Source organism: Shinella sumterensis, assembly GCF_004514425.2.
Classification (GTDB): Bacteria; Pseudomonadota; Alphaproteobacteria; order Rhizobiales; family Rhizobiaceae; genus Shinella; species Shinella sumterensis.
This window is the reverse complement of record NZ_MYFN02000004.1, coordinates 209,407-228,799: the sequence shown is the minus strand read 5'-3', so window position 1 is coordinate 228,799 and position 19,393 is coordinate 209,407. Positions and strand designations below refer to the sequence as shown.

Below are 19,393 nucleotides of genomic sequence, written 5' to 3'. Positions count from 1 at the left end.
AATTCTGAAAAATACCGCTTGATGGATAGGGCCATTGGTCCTAATGTGCTCATACCAACACCGCAGAGGAGACAAACATGAGCCCCGAAATCGCCGCCCTTCTTGCCCGCCGCCTCGCCGCTCCGAAGCAGTTCGAAGTTGTCACGCTCTTCGCCGATGGCACTTCGCGCCGTTTTGAAACCGAGACCCGCGGTCAGGCCGACAACTACGCCATCGGCGAGAAGCGCAAAGTCGGGAAGGTCTTGAAGAACCGCGAAACCAATGCTGAGGTTCGCGTTGTTGATGTCTACGTGGCCGCGCTTTAAGGAACGACGCCGATGATCAACCTCCCCGGTCCCCGCAAAGAACGCAGCAACGATGACGCCCGCCGCGGCATCCCCATGACTGCACCCGAAGTGCGCTGGGTCATTGACCAGCTTGAAGCACAGAACCCCAACAAGAACGCCCGCAGGCGTCTGGCGGAACTCGCGCTGGGCCGTCCGAACATCACGCCTGATGGCAAGGACGTCTACCGCGAGTATCTGGCTCTGCTGAAATGACCTCCGCCGAACTGGAATCCCGGTGCGCAGCATTGTTCGGCGCCAATTGGCAGACGGCATTCGCGCGCCACAGTGGTGTGGACGCGCGAACCGTTCGACGTTGGAAGGCTGGCGACCGTGAAATCCCGCCATGGGTGAATGCGTTGCTTCACGCATGGGAGACCTTGCGCGAGATGGGGGCGGATTGGTAGTTGTCGTTGGCCGCCTCTGGAACCTTCGCCGTCCTCGCTATCGAGATAAGCATCTCACGGAAGGGAACCGGCGTATGGATTCGCGGTGTGCTGTTCTGCCCCCCGCCTTTCGCCCCAACCTCACCGAGGCGCTTGGCGCGCTTCAGCCCCATTCTGGCGATCACTTCCGGATCAAGACGTGGTTCGCCGATGCCCCAGTCGAGATCAGGTAGCTCTACCCTGTACGCGACCAGCAGCGTGGGCTTACGGGCATAGTGCCCATATCGCCCCTGCTCGACGCAACACGTCCAGCCACCATGGAAGTCTGCGGAAATCCACCCGCCCTCTCGTGGCGGTTTGTTCAAGCCGAAGTGCGCCCACGCATGACTGCCCCACGGATGCTCTATGACGCCGCCCCATTTTCGCGCCGCGGCCAGAGCGGCTGCAAAGCACCCACCATCGTCGCCTTTCACTTTCCGTATGCCAGTCTGCTTGATGAACAGCGGCTGTCCAGCCCACAGCTTGCCCCATCTCTGGCACGGCGGATGGGCAACGACCGGGTGCGGGCCGTCATAGAGCCGCGCGTCGCGAACCTCGTCCCATGGGTCGACGCCGGGCAAGCCGTAGTAGGCGCCATTGGTTTCGACATAGAGGGCGGCGACGGGACGAACGTTATCATTATCGTGCTTCATTGCGCCCCTTTCAGATCGCCGCGCACGACGATCGATGTCTTGGTACGATATGCGTAGAACGGCGTCTTCTTGCCGCGCAGGTCGAGGAACGCTACGCCGGCAGCGAAGCCTCTACGCTCGGGGTAGTCAGCCTGAAACTGCAAAGCGACGGACAGTGCGTCGCCCCAGTTCTCCGGCTTGGTGTTGGTTATTTTCAGGTCCATCAAAAAGGCGCCTCTTCTCGCAGCAAACGCCGCAACGTGTCCCCGAACGCCATGACGATCCGCTTGCACAGCATCTTGGCGTCGAGCTCGTCGAAGTGGTTCAGGTCGGAAATCCCGCGCTCGTCGATGATCGCCCCGAGCTCTTCCAGGCAGCCGTCAAGGGCCTTGAGTTCGTACACGTCAAACCGCCGCATATCGCGGACGGTCTCGATCAGGGCGCTGCATTCAAGGCAGAGATAACCGGGGTCCTTGTCGGTTCGGGACGTGAAGCCAACACCGACGCCGAACGACCGCATGCTGCAGACTCGGCAGACGGTCGGGTTGCCATGCTCGTCGGCCGTGGGCGTTATGGGCAGGATGTCTTTGCCTGGGAGCCGGGTCATGCTGCCACCGCGGAGAAGAGGTCGGCTTGCCGTGCCCGATTGTCGTTCGCTGGCGCAACGGTTATTGCTGGCGCAATAACTTCTGGCGCCGGCATTGCCACGTCACCCTCTTGCGCGAAGTCGACGCAGACGATCTCGCACATCGGCGAGACTCCCTTCCAATCGTTGATGTAGAAAGCCGTATCGATGCCGCAACCAGCGTCAAAGTGAATGCCGGTAAATTCCTGGAACTTGACCGCCTTGCCGTCCTTCTGTCGCTCGTAGCACGGGCGTCCACTGTAGTTAAAACCGGCCGACATCTGAGGGACGATGAACGCCCCGCTGCCAGCAAGGTGGGCCGCGATATCGATAACGTGGAACTCGAAGTCCTTTCCGCTATAACGCGGACTATTGCGCTCGCGCTTGATGGCACCGAACGGTGGATTGCTGATCGCCACGTCGAACCGGCCAAGCTCCATGTCGAGCACGTCCAGTACGTCGGCCAGAACCCACTCCGCCTCGGGCAGGATTTTCTGCCCGACTGCAAGATAGTCAGGATTGCGCTCCACGCAGGTGATGCGCGCCTTCTGGTGGCTTCTGTGCCAGCATGCATAAGACAGCATGCCTATGCCAGCGCACAGGTCGATGATGCGGCCGCTGTAACCGCCTTGTCCTATGGCGTCGATTGTGAAGTCGAAGGCCATGTCGTAAGGCGTGAAGAACGCTCCTGCCGCACCGTTGACGTGGTTGGCGCCCTCGTTCCAGTTCCGAAGAACAAACTCTTTTTCGTCTTCGGTGAGTACGGGCTTTGTTAAGAGGTCGCACGCCTGCGCATGCGCCTTGGCTTGCGCCTTGGTGAGTTTGGCCATTATGCTGCCTCCTGCAGGGAGGGGATGTTATCATTCGCAGCAACCAGCGGCGAAAACCTCCCAACCTCATTCCCCCACGCTGACCACCCGGCCCACGCCTGCCGAGCAAACAGCTCGAGGTAAGGCCCGGCGACCAACTGCTCGACGCGGCCATAGACTTCGTCCGGCTTCCGGCTGTGTTCACGCCGCGGTGCGCGGATGACGGAGCGGACACCACGCGAAAGGCGGCGGGGCTTTCCGCGCTTGAACAGGTGGCAGATCTCGACTTCCTGACGGGTCCAGTAACCCATTCCCATACGGCCCTTGTCCCATATGAAGGCTACGGAGACGGGCTTGAACCCCCAGGCAGCCGCCACGTCGAAGGCTTCACGCTGCAGGTGGCTGACCGTCCACATGAACAGCAGGCAATCCTTGGCTGCGACTTCCGCGACGGGAAGCGCCGCGATATCGGCGAGCGACATCACGGCATAGGGCTGCTCACCTCGAGCGGGGGCTAGTTGCTGATTGGAGTAACTTCTGAACGACCACGGCGGGTCGGCCAAAATTGCGCCGTAGCGCCCTTCTGGTAGCGGCTGCATGGTATCTCCTCTTATGTGGTATGCCCGCCCGTTGGTAGCGTGCGGTTTAGGTGGCTGTATTGACAGAAAAGTGCACGGCCTGTCGGGCAGTGCGATATGACTGATAATGCTAGTTGGCCCGACGTATGTTGCTGGCTGCTAGACGCAGGCCAGCGGCACTCGCGCCGTGGTGGATCGCTGCTTGTGCGGCCTTGGCTCGGACTTCGGCGTCTATGCGTGGCTCGTCCTTGGAGATCGCCAGACACGCCGCAGCCTGCTTGTCATGCCATGCGGCGGCGAGGTTGTAGGCGGTGGCGAGGTCAGTCATGTTATGCCAGAATGACGATTGACAGCCTTTGCGATTAACACCGCATCTTCTGCACAGGAACATCGGCACAGCGTCCGGCAAAGCTGATCCCACACCTCGTGGTCATATCCGACGGTCTCTTCTGGAGAAGCCGGACCATTGCCGTCTGCGGTGAGCGGCATAGCCATGTGGTAGACCGGCACGGCAACTCGCCAGAAGTCGCCCCCTTGTTGCTCGGCAACAATCGGGCGGGCTGCTGCGGCTCGCTCGTCCGCTTCGTCCCATGCGCTCTCAGCATTGCAGTAATGATGCATCACACCCTCCCCGCCATCCGCTCGCAATCATGGCCGACGCGCGTCAACTGCATCGACAGGTCCATGTGCTTGAGTTCCGTCAGCCGCATGGCCGCCTCATGCAGCCACTGCGCGGCGATTTCCAGCTGTGCGGCTGGCGTCTCGGCGCGGGATGGTGGTCTTCTGGTGGCGGCGAGACGGGCAAGCTGCATGCCGGGGCGTCCGTTGTTGATCATCAGGTTTCTGGTCATTGTGCGGCCTCCAAAGATTCGAGGCGATCGAAAACGAGCCGCCAGCGATCTTCCTCGCTCATGCCCATGAACTGGCCGAAGGGGCTCGATTCGTAGTCGTATCGCGCCTCAGCCTCCGCCGCGATGCGAGCTTGAGACTCTGCCGTACCGCACGGGGCGCAGATGCTCGATGACATGGGGTTATTGTGTGACGCCCCGCAGACGCGACAAGGCGCGAAGTGGCGTCGTGCTGCTTTTGCCATCACGCCGCCACCTTAGTCTCTTTGACAACAAACCCCGGCACCTGCCGCAATCCAGCACGCACCGCCTCATCCGCATTCCGTTGCGCCACGGCTATGAACTCATCAGCGGCCCGTCCATAGGCCCAGTCGAGCGCCTTCTCGGGGTCTTCAAGCACAGCCGTCCACACGGTGCGCAGCCCCAGCCCTGTCGTCGCGGCCTTCTCGCTGCGGCGCGCCGTCTTCTCCAGTGCCTTCGCGTCGGCCAGCAACTCCTCGGCGGCCTCCCGCTCGGCGAGGTTGCCCGATGAGGCTTGCATTGCAGCCTGCGCGGCGGCTCTGGCGGCCTCGGCTTCCTTGGCCACGCGCGCGGCTTTCGCGGCCTTTTCGTCGGCCACCTTCTTGCGCCACGGCGTCAGAAGCGTCTGGCAGGCTTCCTTGGCCAGGATGACCTTGCCCTTGCCCGCCTTGGTGTTGCCGATCAGCGGGTGGAACTTGGTCTGGATTTCCGCAATCTTGTCGTCGAGCGGCTTCTTTTCGTCGACGCGCAGAGTCTCGGCCCGCTTGCCGCATTCGTGGATGCGGTCGTGCAGTTCGGTGATGACGTCGGCCATGGCCTCAGAATCGATCGGCTCGCCGTCGCAAAAATTCTTGGCTTCCTCGAACAGGTCTTCGATTTCCTGCTTGAGGAGTTCGAACGGCGAGAGTTCTTCGGGCGGGTTGTTGTGGCCTGGGCCTGCGACGGCGAGCGGGTTGAAGTCGTCGGTGGCGAGGCGGGTCATGCGGCACCTACAACGCGGTAGGCGATGATCTTTATCTCCTCACACTCGCACATCGAGTGGACCCACGGCTCAAGGCCGGCGCACCAGAATCCTGCGGGCGACATGCGAGAAACTGTGCCGTCGGCATGTCGGACGTCGACGTAGCTATCGACGTCGACGGGGCACCCAGCGCCATCGTGCTCGATCCAGTCATCTTCGCCTGCCGCATCGGCAATAGGGCGCGCGTCTTCCGGTCTTCTCGTCATCTCAGTCTCCTCTATGTGTGGTAGCCGCGCTTGGTGGGCGCGGTGTGGTTAGTTGTCGAAGAAAAACAAAATCCTCTCTGCACCAACCTCGTTCAGGATTTCGAGGTCGCGGAAGAACGCATCGCCGAGAAATTCACGATATGTCATCATCGTGCCGCCGCCGAGATGGCCATGCGCCGCTCCACAGGTTCTCAGAAAGTTGACGAGCGACACGCCGGTCCTCCATCGTCTGATCGTAGTCAAATGACCGCAACTCCTCGACCGTCAGCCATGACGGCGAGTGGGCATCACCAGCCCAGTTTGCATACCCTTCTGCTGCAGCGACGCTCGCGTCCTTTGGCCAGCCGCGACGTTCTGAGATTGGCGTGACATCAGAATAGTTTCGAACGTTGGCGAGGAAGCCAAAAACGCCGTATGACCGCCAACCGAATGGTTCGGCTTCAGTGACCAATTCCCACTCGCCGTCTACTCTGCGCTCGGCAAAGCTGTGGATATCACATCCCATCCTCAGTCTCCTCTATGTGGTGCATTCTTGGTATCGTGAACTTAACCGCAATTTACAAATTTGTCAAGACTGGTAATCCGCTCTCCTCTAAAACGGAATGTCATCTGCCATCGCCACCGCCAGCCGGCGCGTAGGCACATTGTTGTTGCTCGGGGCGGGTACGTTGTCATTCGCAACAGCAGCAACGGTGTGCCCGACAACGTCCCACCACTTCCCGCGTGGTTTGACGAGGATCTCGGCGGTATCACGAAGCTCTCCCTGTCGCTCCAGCCACTCCATCACCGTCTTTGGGAACGGCCTTGAGCCACCATGGGCGAGCCAGAAACGATCGGCTCTGCTCTTGGGGAACCCGTTATGCTGGGGGCATAACCATTCGTTCACGTGGTTCATTCCGACCTGGTACGACACCTTCACCGAAGGCGTCTCGCCCTTCTCATGGAACCAGAACTTGCGCGAACGTACCTTCCGGGATTCGGGCTCTGCAACAGTGGCCAGGATCGCGACATCGGTCGGCTTGGCGGTGAACTTAGGCTTTTCCTCGAACTCGAATTGATAGCCACAGTTCGGACAGACCCGCGCACCAGCGGCGACGATCTCCTCACACTGCATACAAACCTTGATTGGTGCCTCTCCCGTCCCCTTGCCTGGCTTTTTCGGCGTAACGCAGTCCACGGGCCCGTGTCGTTCGATATTGCCGGCAAAGTTCATATACCGGCAGTTTGGCTTCGGACCCATCGCTATGGCAGCCTTTCGCCCTTCGGCGTCAGACGTTTCGGGGTCGAACCCCGCAGGCCAGACGACCCGCGTTCCACGTCCGGCGCGTTGAACATAGCGGTTGGCGCTTTCCGTAGGAGCCAGGTCTGGAATCAGGTCAACGCCCGGAATGTTCGTACCTGTGCTGAGGACGTTGTCGTTGGTGCACCCCCACAAACGGCCGGCCTTCAGGTCGGCGATGATCTTGCGCCGCTCACCTTTCGGTGTCTTTCCGCTTAGCACCTCGCAAGTTTTGCCGTATTTGCGGATCTCGTCACGAACGTGGGTAGCGTGATCGATGCCGTTACAGAAGATGATGGCCGTCTTTCTGTTTTCTGCATTGGCATAGGCCATGATTTCCGCGACGGCGGCGCGGGTTAGTTCCTCCTTGTCCGTAGCCTTGGCGAGGTCTGACTTCTTGAAGTCTCCCCCCAGCCGATGGACACCCGTCATATCGTACTGGAGCTCAGTCGGCTTGCTGGTCAGGCGCGTCAGGTAGCCATCGTCGATCGCCTGCGCGATGCTGTAGGTGTAGACGACCTTGTCGAACAGTCGGTCTTCGCCCTCATCGAGGCGGCCAGAATCAAGGCGGTACGGCGTTGCCGTAAAGCCAACAATCTTCATGTCCGGATTGATTTCGAACAGCGCCGCGATAAGCTTTCGGTACATCGTGTTGCCGTCGTTCGGCACGAGATGCACCTCGTCGATCTTCAGCACGTCGACATGGCCGATCAGGTCGGCCTTGTCCCATATGGTTTGCAGCTGACCGAAGACAACCTGTGCCCGATAGTCCCGCCGGTTAAGGCTGGCGGCAGCTATCCCGGCTGGAGCAAATGGGCACATGCCCACAAACTCCATGAAGTTTCCCTCGACGAGCTCTTCGACGTGCGTGGCGTTGAGAATGCGGATGTCTGGCCACCCCTCAACGAGACGCTTATCTAGCATGGCCATAGTGCCGCTCTTCCCGGTGCCCGTGGCCATATCAACGAGCGGGTGTCCGGGTTCTTCGGCCCAGTAGTCGAAGACCGCATCGACGGCCTCGATCTGATAGTAGCGCGGATTGAACGCCATCACGCCACCTCAGCCGTCTTGCCTTTCCCACGCCCCTCCTCCCGCGCAAACGCCTGCGCCAGCCGGATGGCGTCTTCGCGCACGACGATCCAGCCGGCGTTTCGCAACGCCGCCAGCTGCTCGGGACCTATGATATCGCGCGGATGGATCATGCTGCTGCCCTCAGCTCGGCGCGGAGCTTGGCAATGCCCGCCTCCTCGATCTGCCGCACGCGCTCACGGGACACGCCGATTTCCGCACCAATGTCGGACAACTTGAACCCCATGCCTCTGCGCAGGAGGACGGCTCCATCACGGCCGGTCATCCGGTTGAGCACGTCCAGAGCGGCAATCGAGCGCTCCTGCGTTTCGGCAAGCGATGCGGTACGGAATGCCCTGTCGGCCTTGTCGCCGTAGACGATCGTGACGCGCTTCTTGGTCTTGTGCGCCGAGATTACCGCGCGCAGCTGCCACCGCAGCCAGCTGGGAAAGCCGCCGTTTGGCGTGTATTCGCCGTGGAAATTGCGCCAGCAGCTGAGCGCCCGCAACATGACGTCCTGGATAACGTCTTCGCGCTGCCCGGTCGGCAGGTAGCGCACCGCGAGCGCCCGAACCATAGGCATATAGCGCTCAAGGGCAGCGTCAAACTCGGCGGGGCGGTTGTCGTTGGCGTGGGTAGCCATGGTGGTCTCCTCTTGTGGTTAGGCAGCCTTGGTGGGGCTGTCTTCGTTGATAACCGCCCAGATCCTGCGCACGGCGGCAGGAACGAGGGCGGCTCGTTCTTTCGGCATGTGCATCATGTGGCAGTCCGCTTCCGGCCAGCCGGTAGCCCACGACAGGGCTTGGTAGGCCTCGCCGCGCGACAGGTGTCCGGATTTCCACAGTACGTCAAAGACGCGGTGCGCATCGCTGCGTGCCTTGTGTGTCTCAGCGTCGGCAAGCGGCTTGTTGCCCCAAGACCACAGGCCGCAGCAGTCGTGGCGGCGACCAAAGCGGGTTTCGCTGCGCGCGGCTCGCGCGCCGCATACCGGGCAGATCGGGCGCGGCTTGCGGCTCATGTTGTTGGCTCCGCAGCCGCGCCGTCCACCCACCGCTCACCTGTGGTCCGGTGGACGTAGGTTATGGTCTCGGCCTCCTCGTCCGCATCGACCTGCTCGTAGGCGGCAAGCATGGACGGGATGAAAAGGTGAGCGGCGCAGCCTTCCGCCTGCTCATCGAGCGACAAAGGTTTCTGCCAGCGGCTGCAGTCCCACCCGGCGTTGCCGTCAAGCAGCGGCGTGGCATGGATGCAGGACCTGCAATGCGCACGCGGCTTGATCTCGCCCCAGCAAACCTCCGCCTGACGGCAGAACATGCCGCGGAAGTCGTCGCGCTTCGTGCACAGCCTGCCGGGCGGTTCGGGCATGTTTATGATGCGCTCCACCCTCGCCACCTGGTGGATGGCGAAGTCGTGGTCGAAGTTTACCCGCTCGAGATGCAGATCCTCGTCGTTTTTGTTGGACATCATGTAGAGGACGCGGTCGATGCCGAGCCCGTACATGTAGAACTGAAACGTGGCGTAGTGCTCCGGCTTGCCTTCCTTCACCCCTAACTTCTTGACCTTGGCGAACACCTCCTGCTTGGCCGATTTGCATTCGACGATGTGTTCGGTCTTGGCGGCCTCCGGCAGGCCGAGAGCGCGACCGTCGATCTTGCCGCGCAGATGCCCGCCGGCCGCGCGAACGCGGTCCTGCTGACCCCAAACCTCAATTCCGACGAGCCGCAGCAGATCGAGAAGGCGCTCCTCCTCTATCTCGCCACGTTCGAAGATCCGTCGCTTGCGCCAGTCGATCGCTTCCGGAACGGACGCCCGGCGGAATGTGAGCCAAAGAGCTCGGTCACACTCCATACCGATATCGCCAGCCGACACGCCGACGGACTCCCACTGGTCTTCATCGGATTCGAGGGCGTGCTGGATGGCGCGCAGGGTTGAGGGCGTTGGGCGGGGGATAGGGGCCATTAGGCGGACGCCTCATGCGCGCCGTCATCGACCTTGGCATCCCGCCAATGCGTCGTTGTCCACTCGTCGTAGTATCCGGACCCGTTGAGGTCTTTCATGTGGAACAGCGTGTATTCGACCTGCAGGATGAGCTTGCCGCGCCAGTTGGTGCGGTAGCGCTTTCGTCCGGTGAGGGTCATGCCGCCACCTTATGCCCTAGAGCCTCCGCGAAGTACCCGCCCACAGAGCCAACCCCTCCGCCGTCGCGCATAAGGTACGCCCCGTGAGCATGCTCCACAGACCGATACTTCGGGTCGACAGTGCGCTCCAGGATCAGCACGCCGTCATCAATGTCACCGCGCCGGATGGCTGAAATTGCCTCTCGGATAAGGTTCTTGATCTCTCGCTCCATCAGTTCACCCTCAGAGGCATGAGAACTCCGTCCCAGTTGTCGTTCTCGCCGGTCACCACTGCCGGTGAGTTGCTCTCAGACAACGCCAGCTTGACCTTGCCCGGAGGCAGGGCCGCCAGCATGTCGCGCAGGTAGAGGCTATTAAGGCCGTAATCGATCGGCTCTCCGCTGTAATCGGCAGCCACTTCATCAGCTGCTTCGCCGGCATCAGATCGGGCCGAGAACTGGATTGCGCCGGACGCGATAGACAGACGAACACCCTTGCTCTTCTCGCTGCTCACCGTCACGACGCGATCGGCCGCCCGCATCATCTCGTCGCGGTTCACGGCCACGACTTTATCGTTGTGTTGTGGGATGACCCGCTCGTAATCGGGATACTCCATGCCGATCAGTTTGGTCGTGATCGTGATGTCCTCGCCAATGACGCGCATCTTTTCAGGGCTGACGCTGACGATCGTCGTGCCCTTCGGCATGACGCTGACCGCTTTGTTCGGGATGATGATGTCATCGAAGGAAGGCGCTTCATCGCCCTGTGAGCGAGCGAGACGGTGCCCGTCTGTCGCCACGGCAACAAGCTTTCCGGCTTTGGAGCGCAAAAGCACGCCATTGAGCATTTCGCGGATGTCGTTCGTGCCGGCAGCAAACGCCACCGAGGACAGCAGATCAGCAATGTCCGTCTCGAACTCGGCGTTAAAGCTATCCGCGCCCATGGACGGGAAGTCCGCAGCAGGCAGCGTGCGAAGCGAGAAGCGACTACGTCCGGACTTCACGACAAGTTTGTCATCATCCAGCAGGAGGATGATTTCGGAAGCGCCGGCCTTCTTGGCAATGTCACCGAACAACTTGGCGTCTACGCACACAGACCCAGCGGCCGCGACGGTTGCGGGCGCCTTGGCTTCCGCAACGATGGCGAGGTCTGTAGCCGTCACGGTCAGTGTGTCGTCCGTCGCGACAAGGCGCAGGTTGGACAGGATTTCGATGATGTTTCTGCTTTCAACGACGCGGCTTACCGCCGAGATAACGCGGGAAAGCTCCGCCCGACTGATTGTCAGGTGCATTGTGGTCTCCTCTTGGTGGTAGTGCGCGGCCAGTTGCAGGTAGCAACCGGCCGCTGGTGGTGGTTAGGCGCGGGTGAAGAGCACGGCGAGCACGTAGGCGAAGCTGAATGCAACTGCAGCAATCGCCACCGCGTCAGGCCAGCCCATCACTTCTTCCCCCAGGGCCGGCTGCCCGTAGCCGCAGCAGCCGGTCGGCTGGCCTGCTGTTGCTGGCGGTTGTCATTCGCCGCAGGTGCGCGATTGTCGTTGGCTGCTGCTGGTTTGGTTTGAACCGCATCGAGCGCAGGCTCGGGAATGTTGCCCTGATCCGGGAAGAAGTACCGCTTGACCTCCATGCGCGCCGGGAATTCAGGGGAGCCGTCTGCCTTGAGCTTCTTGCTCGGCTTGCCGAGGCCAAGCTTCACCGTGTAGGTGCGATAGTGCAGCTCCTCCGTGTCTTCCACGCCCTCAACGCCCATCGCGCGGCAGAGGGACGCAAATTCCCGTTGTCCGATCTCCTGCGCCTGCGCATTGGTGTTTTCGAGGTTGATGAAGCCGAAGAACTTTCGACCGGACACCTCTTCTGGAGCCAGGACATTTACCGTGTACTTCATGCCGTTGCCGGTGCGCGCGTGTTCCGGGCCGGTCTCCTTGATTTCGCTCGCTTCGATCTCGAACTGCATGATCCCCGCAGGCAGGTCCTCATAGTCGCGCTGTTCGGTATCGTGGTCCTGTGCATTGAATCTGGTGTTCAGCTTAGCCATGCTGGCCGTCTCCTTCTGTGGTAGTGGTTAGGTGGTGTAATAGCGCCAAGCACTGGCGCTATTTGCTGTCTCGAACCGCTCCCGCATGACCGTCTCCAGCCATGCGATGCGTTTGCCGGCGGCGGTGCGTGCCGTCACGGGGAACCATGCGAACCAGTTTTCGCGGTGGAACATGGGTTAGTAGCCATAGATGAGGTTGATGCCGAGGTAGATTGCCCCGGTCATCAGTCCGGTGAGGCCGAATACCGCTAGTGCCGGCCATACGCCGACGCTGTAGATCACCGCCCCGACGATGGCGGCTGCCACGGCAAGAAGAATGGCGACACCCAGATAGAAGCTACCCATCACGCCGCCTCCTGCCGTGCCGCGTTGTCGTTCGAAGGCCAGTATTTTGCCAACGCTGCGAAGCCGTCTCCCTTCTTGTAGGAGATGGAATCCGGCATGGAGAAGCGGTTCTTCGCGTTGAATCCGGCGCCTTCGTTGAGGTGGATCTGGCGCTCCTTGCCGCCCTCGGCGTGCGCAACCTTCGTCTGGCGCGCCACCTCTTTCTCCTTGATGGAGATGCGGTAGTTCATGAAGGCCACGACATCAGCCTTCTCGCGAACGAGGGCGTTGGCTCGCTTGTGGAGTTTCGGCTGATACCGGCTGTACGGATCGCTGGTCGGGCTGTCGAACCGCACGATCTCCGGGTGAGCCAGCTGCACGACATAAATTCCGGCCTGCGCCAGAGCCGCGACGGCGGAAAGGTATTCGTTCCATTCCGTGTCTGCCTCGACGTAACCTTTTCCGAATCCTGCATCTTCGATCGAGTTAAGACCAAGGCGTGCACACGTCGCCCGCCAGATCAACGGCTCGAGTCCGTCGAGGCTGTCGATGATGACAGTGCCGAAGTCGTGCTCGCTGTCGAGCAGTTCGCCAAACACGTCGAACACATCATTCAGGGACGTGATGACGCCGGGGGTCGGCAGATCTACGTCAGACGGCGGTCGCTCGCCCTCCGTACCGAGGAAGAGCGGCGACGGGAATTCAGCTGCTAGGCTGGTCTTGCCGATGCCGTCGACGCCATAAAGCAGCATAATGGGTGGATCGTTGCGCTTGGTGGATCTCAGGGATGATAGGGAAATTGCCATTTCGTCTCCTCTTCGGTTACTGCCGGTCCTGGTTGGTGTGCCGGTCCAGCCAGTCGTAGAATTCGGCTCCGACGAACCACACACCGATTGCCGCGCCACCAACGGCGAAGGCGATCGGGATGAGCGCGTAGGTCAGGCCGAAGACAGCGGCGCATGCTGCAGCCGTCATGGCGCGTTTCCAGGTGCGTCCGGTGGGCTGATCCTGCGGCGGCACGAGGCCGTAGACGTCGAAGTCTTTCGGGGTCTCGGTGGGCTGCGGGTCGCGGTGGTGTTTGGCCATCACCAGATCCCCAGCCAGATGCCCCAGCCGTGAATGACGGCGATGGGTGCGGCCAGCGCTCCGGCGATGAGGAAGCCCCAGCGCTCGTCGGTGAAGCAGACGTACAGGTGTGTCAGCCACGCCGGGATGGTGGACAGGGCAAGCAGCGCGAACGGTATCGCGCAGCCTGCCGGCAGGTCGGCCTTGTATTTCGGCATAACAAGTCTCCTCGCTCCCGCTGCCTGTCGCCAAGCAGCGGGTTGGTTGGTGGTAGGGATTGGTGGTTAGGCTGCAGAGACGGAAGCGGCCCGGAATGTCTCTGGGGCCTTCTTGCCGGTATCGACCCAGACATAATCGCCGAAGCGCGCGATTTCGAAGCCGTAGCCGTTTCGGGTCTTGATCAGACCTGCATGTTGCTGGGCAACCGGCAGGTTATCGTTGTCGGCGTCATGGTACGGCTCACCGAAAGCCACGGCGTCGCGCTCGACCCAGATATCTAGGCCGGTTGCGTCATCATGGATCTTGTACGGATCGCGGTATGCACCTTCGTCGACAAGGATTATCTCGCCGCTGACGATGCCAAAGCCCGCGGCTTTCCCGGTAATGCGATCACCCACCTTGAACTTCGGCCCGTTGTCATTGGCGACGGCGGGCTGCGTGACGGGCTCGTCGACCCATTCGGCGATGAGGTCCAAGTCGGGATTGTTCTGGATATATTCATTTCCGTGACGGCCGTTCGGCTCGAACGCCCTATGGCCGATCTCTCCTTCGATCAGGCCAAACCAATAGCCGAAATCCTTGTGAATATTGGCAACCTTCCGCCCATCGCGCGTCTGGTAGAACTTGCTGGCCTCAATCTTTAGGGCTGCCGGTTGCGGAGCGGCAACGAGCAGCGGTTCGAGGTCGGAAAGGTAGGCAAATTGGTGCAGCACGCCGTGACTGTCCGTCGAGGCGTTAAGCCAGAGGTAATCCGCGTTCACGCTATCCACCACACACTGCGTCTCGGAGGACACCGCAGGATGAAAGTTTTCGGTCTCGACAACAACCACCCGCTCCCCGACCTTCGGCACCCAGGCCTCGACGATGTCATCGTCGCCGTGAACCGCACCGCCGGCCTCGTCGAAGATGCGAACGCGCCCGTCGACGACAGCCTCAAAACCGGTGTCGCCCTTGGTCACGCGGCCAGTCGGCTTGCCGGAACGGGTGCGGTAGTGGTTGCCGGCTTCGATGGTGAAGGCGGGGGTGACGAGTTCGAAGTTCGAAGGACTCCAGCCATTTTCCGTGGAGCCGGCATCATCCTCAGCAATACTGATGCTATAATCGTTGATGCCGCTGACGACGTATTCTTTGCCGGTCGTAAACTGCCCATAGTAGCTGTACAGAGCCCGCACCCGGTCGCCAATCTTGAACTCACCCATCACGCAGCCCCTCCTGTAATTGTTTCGGGGCGCAGACCCCGCGATTTGGTGAAATCGACACGAACCACGTTCGTGGTGTCGTCTTCCTTGGCCGGCGGAACTTCCGCCTCCGGATCGTGCTCCATCTCGACGCCGTGCCACCAGATTGTGGTCGCGCCGTCGGCCAGCCGCACCTGATACTCTGAGCCCCAGTTGCGATCGCCGATGACCTGCCCCGTCAGGTTCGGGTTCTGGCGGGATCGAACCATGTCGCCGAAGTTGAAGAATTCGCATTCGCAGTCGCTGCGCATCGTGCTGTCGTCGCTCATGCCGCCACCTTCGGTGCGTGACCATCGAGCGTCGGAATCCTGACGACCGAAACCGGAACCTTGCCGCTCAGCGTGGAGCAGCCTCCGTTGTGGGCTGTCATGCGGGTGACGACATCGGGTCGGTTGTCGTTCGCTGCAACGATCTCGCGCGGCTTCACTGAACCAAAGGCTCGGCGCAGGCGCTGGTAGGCTGTCATGGGTTTGACGTTGTATCTGGCGGCGATCTCTGCGACGCTCTCCCCGTCTTGACGGCGAGCATGCATATCCGCCAGCATCGAGCTGGTGATTGTGGTCATGGCTACTCCTCTTCGTGGCAGTATGGCGAGCCTGGTGGTTGCTGCAGGTTTCGGTTGGTCAGGCTTGCCGGTGGTCTTTCCTTGTAGTACATATTTACAAATTTGTCAAGATTTCACGCTGATGTTGGTGCCGCATGCCTCCTAAAAAAAGCCGATTTGCCTCACTCCTGTCCGAACGCCAGCGCGCGCTCGGCATGACGGAACGTGCCGTCGCCGAGAAGTACGGCTGGGTTCAGCAGACCTATAGCTCCTGGAAGCGTGGCACGCTGCCACGCCCCGATGTTCGAGACGCGCTTGCCGACTTTATGGACATGGCGCGCGAGAACATCGACAAACTGTGCGAGGAAGCGCAGGAGCGAGCCGCACCGGGAATCGGTGTGTTCGACACGGCGCAGCAGCACGGCAAAGTGTCCGACCGCAAGGAAGGCAAGTTCAAGTTCGAGCCGATCCAGCACGGCTACGGGGTGTCGTACATCCCGCGCGGTCGCTACTTCGTTCGCATCGAGACAAACGTCATGGAGCCGGCGCTGCTTTACGGCACGCGCGCCTGGGTCGACCCGGCTGCGTGGCCGAAGCCGGGCAGTGACGTTATCGTACACTCCCCGAAAGGCATCGCGTGGATAGGCTGCCTTGAATCGGTGGAAGGGCAGTCGGTGCGGCTGTCGCGTTACGATCGGCCAGACGTTGTCGTCGACGGCCACGAGGCGATTCACGTCATTGTCCTTGCTGAGCGGGTGGTGGCCGCCGGCTGAACTGACGCTACGTGATTTTGTCGCTTGACAAATTTGTAAACACTCTGTATGCACAAACTGCCTCTGTGGTAGGGGGTATCGAACGTCGCGCGTTAAGGCTCTCAAGGTCTCCTCCGCGCGGCAAGTAGGAACCCAAACTGCGAGCTTACGGGTGGTGCCGGCCGAAAGGTGCTCGCTGTTTGGGGTTGCTGCACCAAAAGCCAGTTCGGTTGGTAGCCGCGCTGGTTTTTTTGTTTTGGGTGGCTAAGCCGCCAACTCCCCCATCTTGATCGACTTGTAGGTTAGCCAGTCGATAGAGCCTCGACCGTTGTTGCATTCATGGCAGGCCAAGGCCTTATTGTCCGGGTGGCCGCTGCCGCCGTCCGCCTTGCGCTGCAGGTGCTCTATAGTCTGGGCCTTCGGGTGAATGGCCTTCTTCCATCGTGCCGTCGTGGACAGCAGTCGATCGCCGCAGTAGCAGCACCTGCCGCCCTGCTTGGCGGCAAGAATGGTTCTGATGCCGGGGGGCTGGGTCATGCCATCACCAGTTTGCATTTGTTAGCATTGCGTCGTATTCCATGTCGCACCAGTGGAGAATGCGGCATGGCAAAGACGGCAAGTGTGGGGATTCGTATAGAGCCTGAGTTCAAGGAGGCGCTTGAGAAAGCCGCCAAGTTGGACAGGCGGTCGGTGGCGTCATACATCGAAAAACTCATTGCTGATGACCTCCGCAGGAAGGGACTGATTGAGGAATAAGCGAGGCGGCGCGCGGCCGTTGGGTTTCGAACCTCTTTGGGCCGCCCCGCCTAGCAGCTATGCCATCACCCGCCGCCATTCGGCGTAGAGCATGCGCAGCAGCCGCTTTTCGGTGTATCGTTTTGCGCGGTTGGCGGCGTGGAGCGTGTAGCTGTCCTTGCCGGTCGCGGACTGCTTGACTGCTGAACCGCACTTGTGCGGCAGGCGCTCGGCCTCGTACCGCGCGCGGTTCGCGAACACACGCTGCAGTTCGGTGTAGTCCGCATTGGCGTCTACGTCCTCTCCGAAGACGGGGCGGAACTTGCCCATGCTCAGAATGAGCGAGTTGCCGATGTTCCACATGACGGAACGCTTCGTCTTGCTGTAGCCCTCGGCGATCCAGTCGTCGGCAGACGCGCCCTTGCCGGGATTGCCTTGCCGGTGGCCGTTGAGCACCGCCAGGCCCATCCGCTTCCACAGTGCGGACACAGACTTGAAGTCGCCGACAGAGTAGAATTCGCCAGTGTCGTTGCGGTAGCCGCTAGCCTCGCCGATGATGCAGGCTAGAGACAGATCGCCGAAGCCCTTGATTGCCTTGGCCCACGCATAGATCGGAAGGCGCTTTACGTCGCGCACCAGCTCCTTTTCATAGGCGGACTGCTGGTCGTCGAGAATGTCGAGTGAGGCAAGGTACGGCTGGATCTGGCCGCGATACTCGTGGCCGGGGTCCTTGCTGGCTTCGGCGTACGTCTTGGCGGCCATGTCCTTGTCGCCAGCGAATACGCGCCGGAGGCTGGCCTGCGCTTGCAGGATGAGCTTGGTGCGCGCACGGATCATGTCTTGCCGCAGGCGATATACCTCGACGATGGCGTCGATGGTCTCGTGGTGAGCCGGGTTGGTGCCTGGATAGGGGGAGCCGACGACGGCGGGGGTTTGATGGGTAACGCCTGAAGGGTGGCCGTCGTCGGTATGGGATGAGGAAGGCGACAGAAAGATGGGTTTCGCATCTGCTTTGGCCTTCCTCTTGCGTGTTGTGGTTTCCACAACTGCGCAAATTTCACTGGGTGTCGCCGCTTCGGCGTCAATTCTTGCTAGAGCGTTCATGTTCGTCTCCTCTGGGTTGGTAGACTGTCGGGCATCCTTGCGATGGGTTGCGATGGCGGTATGGCCGCGACAGTGTTGGTGTTGCGAGGGCTGGGCGGCGAGGCGGGCCTGGGTTTCGTCCTTCAACTGGCCGGTCAGCCCGCCTCTCGGCGGATATGGTAAGCAAGCGCGGCGAGCAAACGGTGGGCTTCGCGATTTCAATGGCCGCACTTGCTATTGGGATTGCCCGCCGCGCTGGTAATTTGGGCAGCGATGCTTCATTGGCAGCAGGCAAAAAGTTCGGGGCGGCGTGGCGGAAATGGGTTTCGAGTCCTCAATGGCCGCCCCGCGCCGGTCAGACCGGCGAAGCCAAAGCCTCACGCTGCATCCGCTCCAGTTGCTTCAGCGTCAGGCTCTTGTGGATCGGCTGGCCTTCCTTGGCGCAGGCAACGATCTTGTCGAGCCAGCGAGCCTCGCGGACCATCGTCGCGCCTTGCGTGCGCCGTTGTTCGGCGACCTGCCGCAGCTGGTCGGGCGTGGCATTTCCGAGGAAGAATTCTTCGCCATTGAGGCGGTACTTGGCCAGGTACAGGCCGGTCAGGCGCACAGCGACCCGGCGCAAACGCGCAGCGCTGGCTTCGGTGGCTGCGGCGCTACGTGCGCTCGGCAGGTCTGTCACATTCGTGGCGGGTTCGGCGACGGCAACGCTACCGATATCTGCGCCGCGATACACGGCGGCACGGTCAGAGCGGACTACGGAACCTATGAGGGTTTCTGCCGCGATCTTGTATGCTGCCTCATGGAGAGCCGGCCGGCGGCGAAGCTGGGCGATGGCGGCTTCTACAGCTGCGCCAGCCTGTCGGCCTCTTTCGTCATAGACGCGGCGGGCCATGCCATAGATGTCTTCGTTCTTTCCGACTTTCGGCTGTCTGGCTGCTGTTGCGTTTGCTGCTGTCATCGTAGTCTCCTCTGGCGGTAGGCTGTTGCGGGTAGCAACGGCGTGGGTCTTGCAGGGCAGTGGCGACCTATCTCTGGGTTTCGCGACACCAATGGCCATCACCCTGCAATCTGGTCAGTGAACGGGTGGCGATCGACGATTGGTTTTCGTTTCGGTCATGGCCACCCGTTCACTATTTCTGCTGACCGGCGCGGTCGCCTCGGGTTGCGGCAGAGTATTGGCCGGTCAGCGCCCTTTCGGGCATTTGGTTGCAGGTGCATGGCGACCGTCAGTTGGTTTTCGCGATTGCCTCGGCCACACACCTGCAATTGGTTCGGGAAGGGCAGCGCAAGCGGCCAATGGTGTTCACCTTCCCTATGGCGCCACCCTTCCCTATCTCCGTTTCCTCAACGCCCCACGAGGCGCTCAAGAAACGGCCCGCCCTCATGGCGGACCTGACGGCGGGCCCCGCGCCCGCCCCGTATCTCTTCTTCTTCCACCCTGTTTCTC

At 61.2% G+C, this 19,393-nt stretch carries 35 protein-coding genes; 4 read left to right on the top strand and 31 right to left on the bottom strand.

The window, feature by feature from the left end; genetic code table 11:
- Nucleotides 1-77 precede the first annotated feature (77 nt).
- Together B5M41_RS10165 and B5M41_RS10160 are read left to right on the top strand one after the other, a co-directional pair.
- Nucleotides 78-305, top strand: coding sequence for a hypothetical protein (locus tag B5M41_RS10165; protein ID WP_134647381.1), 228 nt, complete (start codon nucleotides 78-80; stop codon nucleotides 303-305).
- Between the two features lie 12 nt (nucleotides 306-317).
- The gene (locus tag B5M41_RS10160; protein ID WP_134647383.1) at nucleotides 318-539 is read left to right on the top strand and encodes a hypothetical protein; all 222 of its coding nucleotides are present in this window, start codon (nucleotides 318-320) and stop codon (nucleotides 537-539) included.
- Between the two features lie 148 nt (nucleotides 540-687).
- On the opposite strand, the gene B5M41_RS10155 is transcribed toward B5M41_RS10160, so the two are convergent.
- From B5M41_RS10155 to B5M41_RS10020, 28 genes are all read right to left on the bottom strand, one after another.
- On the bottom strand, nucleotides 688-1,401 hold the full coding sequence (locus tag B5M41_RS10155) for a hypothetical protein (RefSeq protein ID WP_134647385.1): 714 nt from the start codon (nucleotides 1,399-1,401) through the stop codon (nucleotides 688-690).
- Nucleotides 1,398-1,604, bottom strand: coding sequence for a hypothetical protein (locus tag B5M41_RS10150; protein WP_134647387.1), 207 nt, complete (start codon nucleotides 1,602-1,604; stop codon nucleotides 1,398-1,400). Before B5M41_RS10150 ends, B5M41_RS10155 begins: the two co-directional genes overlap by 4 nt.
- Nucleotides 1,604-1,987 carry a DUF6511 domain-containing protein gene (locus tag B5M41_RS10145; protein WP_134647389.1) on the bottom strand — a complete coding sequence of 128 codons (384 nt, stop codon included), beginning with the start codon at nucleotides 1,985-1,987 and terminating at the stop codon, nucleotides 1,604-1,606. Before B5M41_RS10145 ends, B5M41_RS10150 begins: the two co-directional genes overlap by 1 nt.
- Nucleotides 1,984-2,835 carry a methyltransferase gene (locus tag B5M41_RS10140; RefSeq protein WP_134647391.1) on the bottom strand — a complete coding sequence of 284 codons (852 nt, stop codon included), beginning with the start codon at nucleotides 2,833-2,835 and terminating at the stop codon, nucleotides 1,984-1,986. The genes B5M41_RS10145 and B5M41_RS10140 overlap by 4 nt, the downstream gene beginning before the upstream one ends.
- A complete protein-coding gene (locus B5M41_RS10135) occupies nucleotides 2,835-3,413 on the bottom strand; it encodes an MT-A70 family methyltransferase (RefSeq protein WP_134647393.1) in 579 nt (192 codons plus the stop codon). The genes B5M41_RS10140 and B5M41_RS10135 overlap by 1 nt, the downstream gene beginning before the upstream one ends.
- Before the next feature lie 109 nt (nucleotides 3,414-3,522).
- The gene (locus tag B5M41_RS10130) at nucleotides 3,523-3,720 is read right to left on the bottom strand and encodes a hypothetical protein (protein ID WP_134647396.1); all 198 of its coding nucleotides are present in this window, start codon (nucleotides 3,718-3,720) and stop codon (nucleotides 3,523-3,525) included.
- Nucleotides 3,717-4,013 carry a hypothetical protein gene (locus tag B5M41_RS10125; protein WP_134647398.1) on the bottom strand — a complete coding sequence of 99 codons (297 nt, stop codon included), beginning with the start codon at nucleotides 4,011-4,013 and terminating at the stop codon, nucleotides 3,717-3,719. Before B5M41_RS10125 ends, B5M41_RS10130 begins: the two co-directional genes overlap by 4 nt.
- The gene (locus B5M41_RS10120) at nucleotides 4,013-4,243 is read right to left on the bottom strand and encodes a hypothetical protein (protein ID WP_134647400.1); all 231 of its coding nucleotides are present in this window, start codon (nucleotides 4,241-4,243) and stop codon (nucleotides 4,013-4,015) included. Before B5M41_RS10120 ends, B5M41_RS10125 begins: the two co-directional genes overlap by 1 nt.
- On the bottom strand, nucleotides 4,240-4,419 hold the full coding sequence (locus B5M41_RS10115) for a hypothetical protein (protein WP_134647402.1): 180 nt from the start codon (nucleotides 4,417-4,419) through the stop codon (nucleotides 4,240-4,242). The genes B5M41_RS10120 and B5M41_RS10115 overlap by 4 nt, the downstream gene beginning before the upstream one ends.
- Nucleotides 4,420-4,484: 65 nt before the next feature.
- On the bottom strand, nucleotides 4,485-5,243 hold the full coding sequence (locus B5M41_RS10110) for a hypothetical protein (protein WP_134647404.1): 759 nt from the start codon (nucleotides 5,241-5,243) through the stop codon (nucleotides 4,485-4,487).
- The gene (locus B5M41_RS10105; protein ID WP_134647406.1) at nucleotides 5,240-5,488 is read right to left on the bottom strand and encodes a hypothetical protein; all 249 of its coding nucleotides are present in this window, start codon (nucleotides 5,486-5,488) and stop codon (nucleotides 5,240-5,242) included. The genes B5M41_RS10110 and B5M41_RS10105 overlap by 4 nt, the downstream gene beginning before the upstream one ends.
- A 48-nt stretch (nucleotides 5,489-5,536) precedes the next feature.
- Nucleotides 5,537-5,701 carry a hypothetical protein gene (locus B5M41_RS10100; protein WP_167718861.1) on the bottom strand — a complete coding sequence of 55 codons (165 nt, stop codon included), beginning with the start codon at nucleotides 5,699-5,701 and terminating at the stop codon, nucleotides 5,537-5,539.
- Between the two features lie 379 nt (nucleotides 5,702-6,080).
- A complete protein-coding gene (locus B5M41_RS10095) occupies nucleotides 6,081-7,817 on the bottom strand; it encodes a DEAD/DEAH box helicase (protein WP_134647407.1) in 1,737 nt (578 codons plus the stop codon).
- Nucleotides 7,817-7,969 carry a hypothetical protein gene (locus B5M41_RS10090; RefSeq protein WP_167718863.1) on the bottom strand — a complete coding sequence of 51 codons (153 nt, stop codon included), beginning with the start codon at nucleotides 7,967-7,969 and terminating at the stop codon, nucleotides 7,817-7,819. Before B5M41_RS10090 ends, B5M41_RS10095 begins: the two co-directional genes overlap by 1 nt.
- Entirely contained in the window at nucleotides 7,966-8,478 is a 513-nt protein-coding gene (locus B5M41_RS10085) for a sigma-70 family RNA polymerase sigma factor (RefSeq protein WP_134647409.1), read from the bottom strand. The genes B5M41_RS10090 and B5M41_RS10085 overlap by 4 nt, the downstream gene beginning before the upstream one ends.
- Nucleotides 8,479-8,496: 18 nt before the next feature.
- Nucleotides 8,497-8,853 (bottom strand): zinc-finger-containing protein, encoded by a 357-nt coding sequence (locus B5M41_RS10080; RefSeq protein ID WP_134647411.1) that lies wholly within the window; start codon nucleotides 8,851-8,853, stop codon nucleotides 8,497-8,499.
- Complete coding sequence (locus tag B5M41_RS10075; RefSeq protein WP_134647413.1) at nucleotides 8,850-9,794, bottom strand: oxidoreductase; 945 nt, start codon at nucleotides 9,792-9,794, stop codon at nucleotides 8,850-8,852. The genes B5M41_RS10080 and B5M41_RS10075 overlap by 4 nt, the downstream gene beginning before the upstream one ends.
- Nucleotides 9,794-9,973: a hypothetical protein gene (locus B5M41_RS10070; RefSeq protein WP_134647415.1), complete on the bottom strand. Its 180-nt coding sequence runs from the start codon at nucleotides 9,971-9,973 to the stop codon at nucleotides 9,794-9,796. Before B5M41_RS10070 ends, B5M41_RS10075 begins: the two co-directional genes overlap by 1 nt.
- A gap of 211 nt (nucleotides 9,974-10,184) precedes the next feature.
- Nucleotides 10,185-11,243, bottom strand: a complete 1,059-nt coding sequence (gene dnaN / locus B5M41_RS10065) for a DNA polymerase III subunit beta (protein ID WP_134647417.1) — start codon at nucleotides 11,241-11,243, stop codon at nucleotides 10,185-10,187.
- 146 nt (nucleotides 11,244-11,389) lie between these two features.
- Entirely contained in the window at nucleotides 11,390-11,986 is a 597-nt protein-coding gene (locus tag B5M41_RS10060) for a hypothetical protein (RefSeq protein ID WP_134647419.1), read from the bottom strand.
- A 27-nt stretch (nucleotides 11,987-12,013) separates the two neighbouring features.
- Complete coding sequence (locus B5M41_RS10055; protein WP_167718866.1) at nucleotides 12,014-12,160, bottom strand: hypothetical protein; 147 nt, start codon at nucleotides 12,158-12,160, stop codon at nucleotides 12,014-12,016.
- Between the two features lie 3 nt (nucleotides 12,161-12,163).
- The gene (locus B5M41_RS10050) at nucleotides 12,164-12,331 is read right to left on the bottom strand and encodes a hypothetical protein (protein ID WP_167718868.1); all 168 of its coding nucleotides are present in this window, start codon (nucleotides 12,329-12,331) and stop codon (nucleotides 12,164-12,166) included.
- The gene (locus B5M41_RS10045; RefSeq protein ID WP_134647421.1) at nucleotides 12,331-13,116 is read right to left on the bottom strand and encodes an ATP-binding protein; all 786 of its coding nucleotides are present in this window, start codon (nucleotides 13,114-13,116) and stop codon (nucleotides 12,331-12,333) included. The genes B5M41_RS10050 and B5M41_RS10045 overlap by 1 nt, the downstream gene beginning before the upstream one ends.
- A gap of 16 nt (nucleotides 13,117-13,132) precedes the next feature.
- Nucleotides 13,133-13,396: a hypothetical protein gene (locus tag B5M41_RS10040; RefSeq protein ID WP_134647423.1), complete on the bottom strand. Its 264-nt coding sequence runs from the start codon at nucleotides 13,394-13,396 to the stop codon at nucleotides 13,133-13,135.
- Nucleotides 13,396-13,593: a hypothetical protein gene (locus B5M41_RS10035; RefSeq protein WP_134647425.1), complete on the bottom strand. Its 198-nt coding sequence runs from the start codon at nucleotides 13,591-13,593 to the stop codon at nucleotides 13,396-13,398. The genes B5M41_RS10040 and B5M41_RS10035 overlap by 1 nt, the downstream gene beginning before the upstream one ends.
- A 66-nt stretch (nucleotides 13,594-13,659) precedes the next feature.
- A complete protein-coding gene (locus tag B5M41_RS10030; RefSeq protein WP_134647427.1) occupies nucleotides 13,660-14,793 on the bottom strand; it encodes a hypothetical protein in 1,134 nt (377 codons plus the stop codon).
- Nucleotides 14,793-15,101, bottom strand: a complete 309-nt coding sequence (locus B5M41_RS10025; RefSeq protein ID WP_230640041.1) for a hypothetical protein — start codon at nucleotides 15,099-15,101, stop codon at nucleotides 14,793-14,795. The genes B5M41_RS10030 and B5M41_RS10025 overlap by 1 nt, the downstream gene beginning before the upstream one ends.
- Nucleotides 15,098-15,397, bottom strand: coding sequence for a sigma-70 family RNA polymerase sigma factor (locus B5M41_RS10020; protein ID WP_134647429.1), 300 nt, complete (start codon nucleotides 15,395-15,397; stop codon nucleotides 15,098-15,100). Before B5M41_RS10020 ends, B5M41_RS10025 begins: the two co-directional genes overlap by 4 nt.
- Before the next feature lie 194 nt (nucleotides 15,398-15,591).
- Here B5M41_RS10020 and B5M41_RS10015 point away from each other — a divergent pair, with 194 nt between their 5' ends.
- On the top strand, nucleotides 15,592-16,149 hold the full coding sequence (locus tag B5M41_RS10015; protein WP_209020854.1) for a S24/S26 family peptidase: 558 nt from the start codon (nucleotides 15,592-15,594) through the stop codon (nucleotides 16,147-16,149).
- A gap of 243 nt (nucleotides 16,150-16,392) precedes the next feature.
- Here B5M41_RS10015 and B5M41_RS10010 read toward each other — a convergent pair whose 3' ends face one another.
- On the bottom strand, nucleotides 16,393-16,665 hold the full coding sequence (locus B5M41_RS10010; protein ID WP_134647433.1) for an HNH endonuclease: 273 nt from the start codon (nucleotides 16,663-16,665) through the stop codon (nucleotides 16,393-16,395).
- A gap of 66 nt (nucleotides 16,666-16,731) precedes the next feature.
- Between B5M41_RS10010 and B5M41_RS10005 the strand changes: the two genes are divergently transcribed.
- Complete coding sequence (locus B5M41_RS10005) at nucleotides 16,732-16,884, top strand: hypothetical protein (RefSeq protein ID WP_167718871.1); 153 nt, start codon at nucleotides 16,732-16,734, stop codon at nucleotides 16,882-16,884.
- Nucleotides 16,885-16,941: 57 nt separating this feature from the next.
- On the opposite strand, the gene B5M41_RS10000 is transcribed toward B5M41_RS10005, so the two are convergent.
- The gene (locus B5M41_RS10000) at nucleotides 16,942-17,967 is read right to left on the bottom strand and encodes a hypothetical protein (RefSeq protein ID WP_134647435.1); all 1,026 of its coding nucleotides are present in this window, start codon (nucleotides 17,965-17,967) and stop codon (nucleotides 16,942-16,944) included.
- 334 nt (nucleotides 17,968-18,301) lie between these two features.
- A complete protein-coding gene (locus tag B5M41_RS09995) occupies nucleotides 18,302-18,904 on the bottom strand; it encodes a hypothetical protein (RefSeq protein ID WP_134647437.1) in 603 nt (200 codons plus the stop codon).
- Nucleotides 18,905-19,393 lie beyond the last annotated feature (489 nt).

Excerpts from the sequence above, each read along its gene's own strand:
- B5M41_RS10165 (WP_134647381.1), top strand. The coding sequence starts at position 78 with ATGAGCCCCGAAATCGCCGCCCTTCTTGCCCGCCGCCTCGCCGCTCCG.
- B5M41_RS10160 (WP_134647383.1), top strand. The coding sequence starts at position 318 with ATGATCAACCTCCCCGGTCCCCGCAAAGAACGCAGCAACGATGACGCC.
- B5M41_RS10155 (WP_134647385.1), bottom strand. The coding sequence starts at position 1,401 with ATGAAGCACGATAATGATAACGTTCGTCCCGTCGCCGCCCTCTATGTC.
- B5M41_RS10150 (WP_134647387.1), bottom strand. The coding sequence starts at position 1,604 with ATGGACCTGAAAATAACCAACACCAAGCCGGAGAACTGGGGCGACGCA.
- B5M41_RS10145 (WP_134647389.1), bottom strand. The coding sequence starts at position 1,987 with ATGACCCGGCTCCCAGGCAAAGACATCCTGCCCATAACGCCCACGGCC.
- B5M41_RS10140 (WP_134647391.1), bottom strand. The coding sequence starts at position 2,835 with ATGGCCAAACTCACCAAGGCGCAAGCCAAGGCGCATGCGCAGGCGTGC.
- B5M41_RS10135 (WP_134647393.1), bottom strand. The coding sequence starts at position 3,413 with ATGCAGCCGCTACCAGAAGGGCGCTACGGCGCAATTTTGGCCGACCCG.
- B5M41_RS10130 (WP_134647396.1), bottom strand. The coding sequence starts at position 3,720 with ATGACTGACCTCGCCACCGCCTACAACCTCGCCGCCGCATGGCATGAC.
- B5M41_RS10125 (WP_134647398.1), bottom strand. The coding sequence starts at position 4,013 with ATGCATCATTACTGCAATGCTGAGAGCGCATGGGACGAAGCGGACGAG.
- B5M41_RS10120 (WP_134647400.1), bottom strand. The coding sequence starts at position 4,243 with ATGACCAGAAACCTGATGATCAACAACGGACGCCCCGGCATGCAGCTT.
- B5M41_RS10115 (WP_134647402.1), bottom strand. The coding sequence starts at position 4,419 with ATGTCATCGAGCATCTGCGCCCCGTGCGGTACGGCAGAGTCTCAAGCT.
- B5M41_RS10110 (WP_134647404.1), bottom strand. The coding sequence starts at position 5,243 with ATGACCCGCCTCGCCACCGACGACTTCAACCCGCTCGCCGTCGCAGGC.
- B5M41_RS10105 (WP_134647406.1), bottom strand. The coding sequence starts at position 5,488 with ATGACGAGAAGACCGGAAGACGCGCGCCCTATTGCCGATGCGGCAGGC.
- B5M41_RS10095 (WP_134647407.1), bottom strand. The coding sequence starts at position 7,817 with ATGGCGTTCAATCCGCGCTACTATCAGATCGAGGCCGTCGATGCGGTC.
- B5M41_RS10090 (WP_167718863.1), bottom strand. The coding sequence starts at position 7,969 with ATGATCCATCCGCGCGATATCATAGGTCCCGAGCAGCTGGCGGCGTTG.
- B5M41_RS10085 (WP_134647409.1), bottom strand. The coding sequence starts at position 8,478 with ATGGCTACCCACGCCAACGACAACCGCCCCGCCGAGTTTGACGCTGCC.
- B5M41_RS10080 (WP_134647411.1), bottom strand. The coding sequence starts at position 8,853 with ATGAGCCGCAAGCCGCGCCCGATCTGCCCGGTATGCGGCGCGCGAGCC.
- B5M41_RS10075 (WP_134647413.1), bottom strand. The coding sequence starts at position 9,794 with ATGGCCCCTATCCCCCGCCCAACGCCCTCAACCCTGCGCGCCATCCAG.
- B5M41_RS10070 (WP_134647415.1), bottom strand. The coding sequence starts at position 9,973 with ATGACCCTCACCGGACGAAAGCGCTACCGCACCAACTGGCGCGGCAAG.
- dnaN (WP_134647417.1), bottom strand. The coding sequence starts at position 11,243 with ATGCACCTGACAATCAGTCGGGCGGAGCTTTCCCGCGTTATCTCGGCG.
- B5M41_RS10060 (WP_134647419.1), bottom strand. The coding sequence starts at position 11,986 with ATGGCTAAGCTGAACACCAGATTCAATGCACAGGACCACGATACCGAA.
- B5M41_RS10055 (WP_167718866.1), bottom strand. The coding sequence starts at position 12,160 with ATGTTCCACCGCGAAAACTGGTTCGCATGGTTCCCCGTGACGGCACGC.
- B5M41_RS10050 (WP_167718868.1), bottom strand. The coding sequence starts at position 12,331 with ATGGGTAGCTTCTATCTGGGTGTCGCCATTCTTCTTGCCGTGGCAGCC.
- B5M41_RS10045 (WP_134647421.1), bottom strand. The coding sequence starts at position 13,116 with ATGGCAATTTCCCTATCATCCCTGAGATCCACCAAGCGCAACGATCCA.
- B5M41_RS10040 (WP_134647423.1), bottom strand. The coding sequence starts at position 13,396 with ATGGCCAAACACCACCGCGACCCGCAGCCCACCGAGACCCCGAAAGAC.
- B5M41_RS10035 (WP_134647425.1), bottom strand. The coding sequence starts at position 13,593 with ATGCCGAAATACAAGGCCGACCTGCCGGCAGGCTGCGCGATACCGTTC.
- B5M41_RS10030 (WP_134647427.1), bottom strand. The coding sequence starts at position 14,793 with ATGGGTGAGTTCAAGATTGGCGACCGGGTGCGGGCTCTGTACAGCTAC.
- B5M41_RS10025 (WP_230640041.1), bottom strand. The coding sequence starts at position 15,101 with ATGAGCGACGACAGCACGATGCGCAGCGACTGCGAATGCGAATTCTTC.
- B5M41_RS10020 (WP_134647429.1), bottom strand. The coding sequence starts at position 15,397 with ATGACCACAATCACCAGCTCGATGCTGGCGGATATGCATGCTCGCCGT.
- B5M41_RS10015 (WP_209020854.1), top strand. The coding sequence starts at position 15,592 with ATGACGGAACGTGCCGTCGCCGAGAAGTACGGCTGGGTTCAGCAGACC.
- B5M41_RS10010 (WP_134647433.1), bottom strand. The coding sequence starts at position 16,665 with ATGACCCAGCCCCCCGGCATCAGAACCATTCTTGCCGCCAAGCAGGGC.
- B5M41_RS10005 (WP_167718871.1), top strand. The coding sequence starts at position 16,732 with ATGGCAAAGACGGCAAGTGTGGGGATTCGTATAGAGCCTGAGTTCAAG.
- B5M41_RS10000 (WP_134647435.1), bottom strand. The coding sequence starts at position 17,967 with ATGAACGCTCTAGCAAGAATTGACGCCGAAGCGGCGACACCCAGTGAA.
- B5M41_RS09995 (WP_134647437.1), bottom strand. The coding sequence starts at position 18,904 with ATGACAGCAGCAAACGCAACAGCAGCCAGACAGCCGAAAGTCGGAAAG.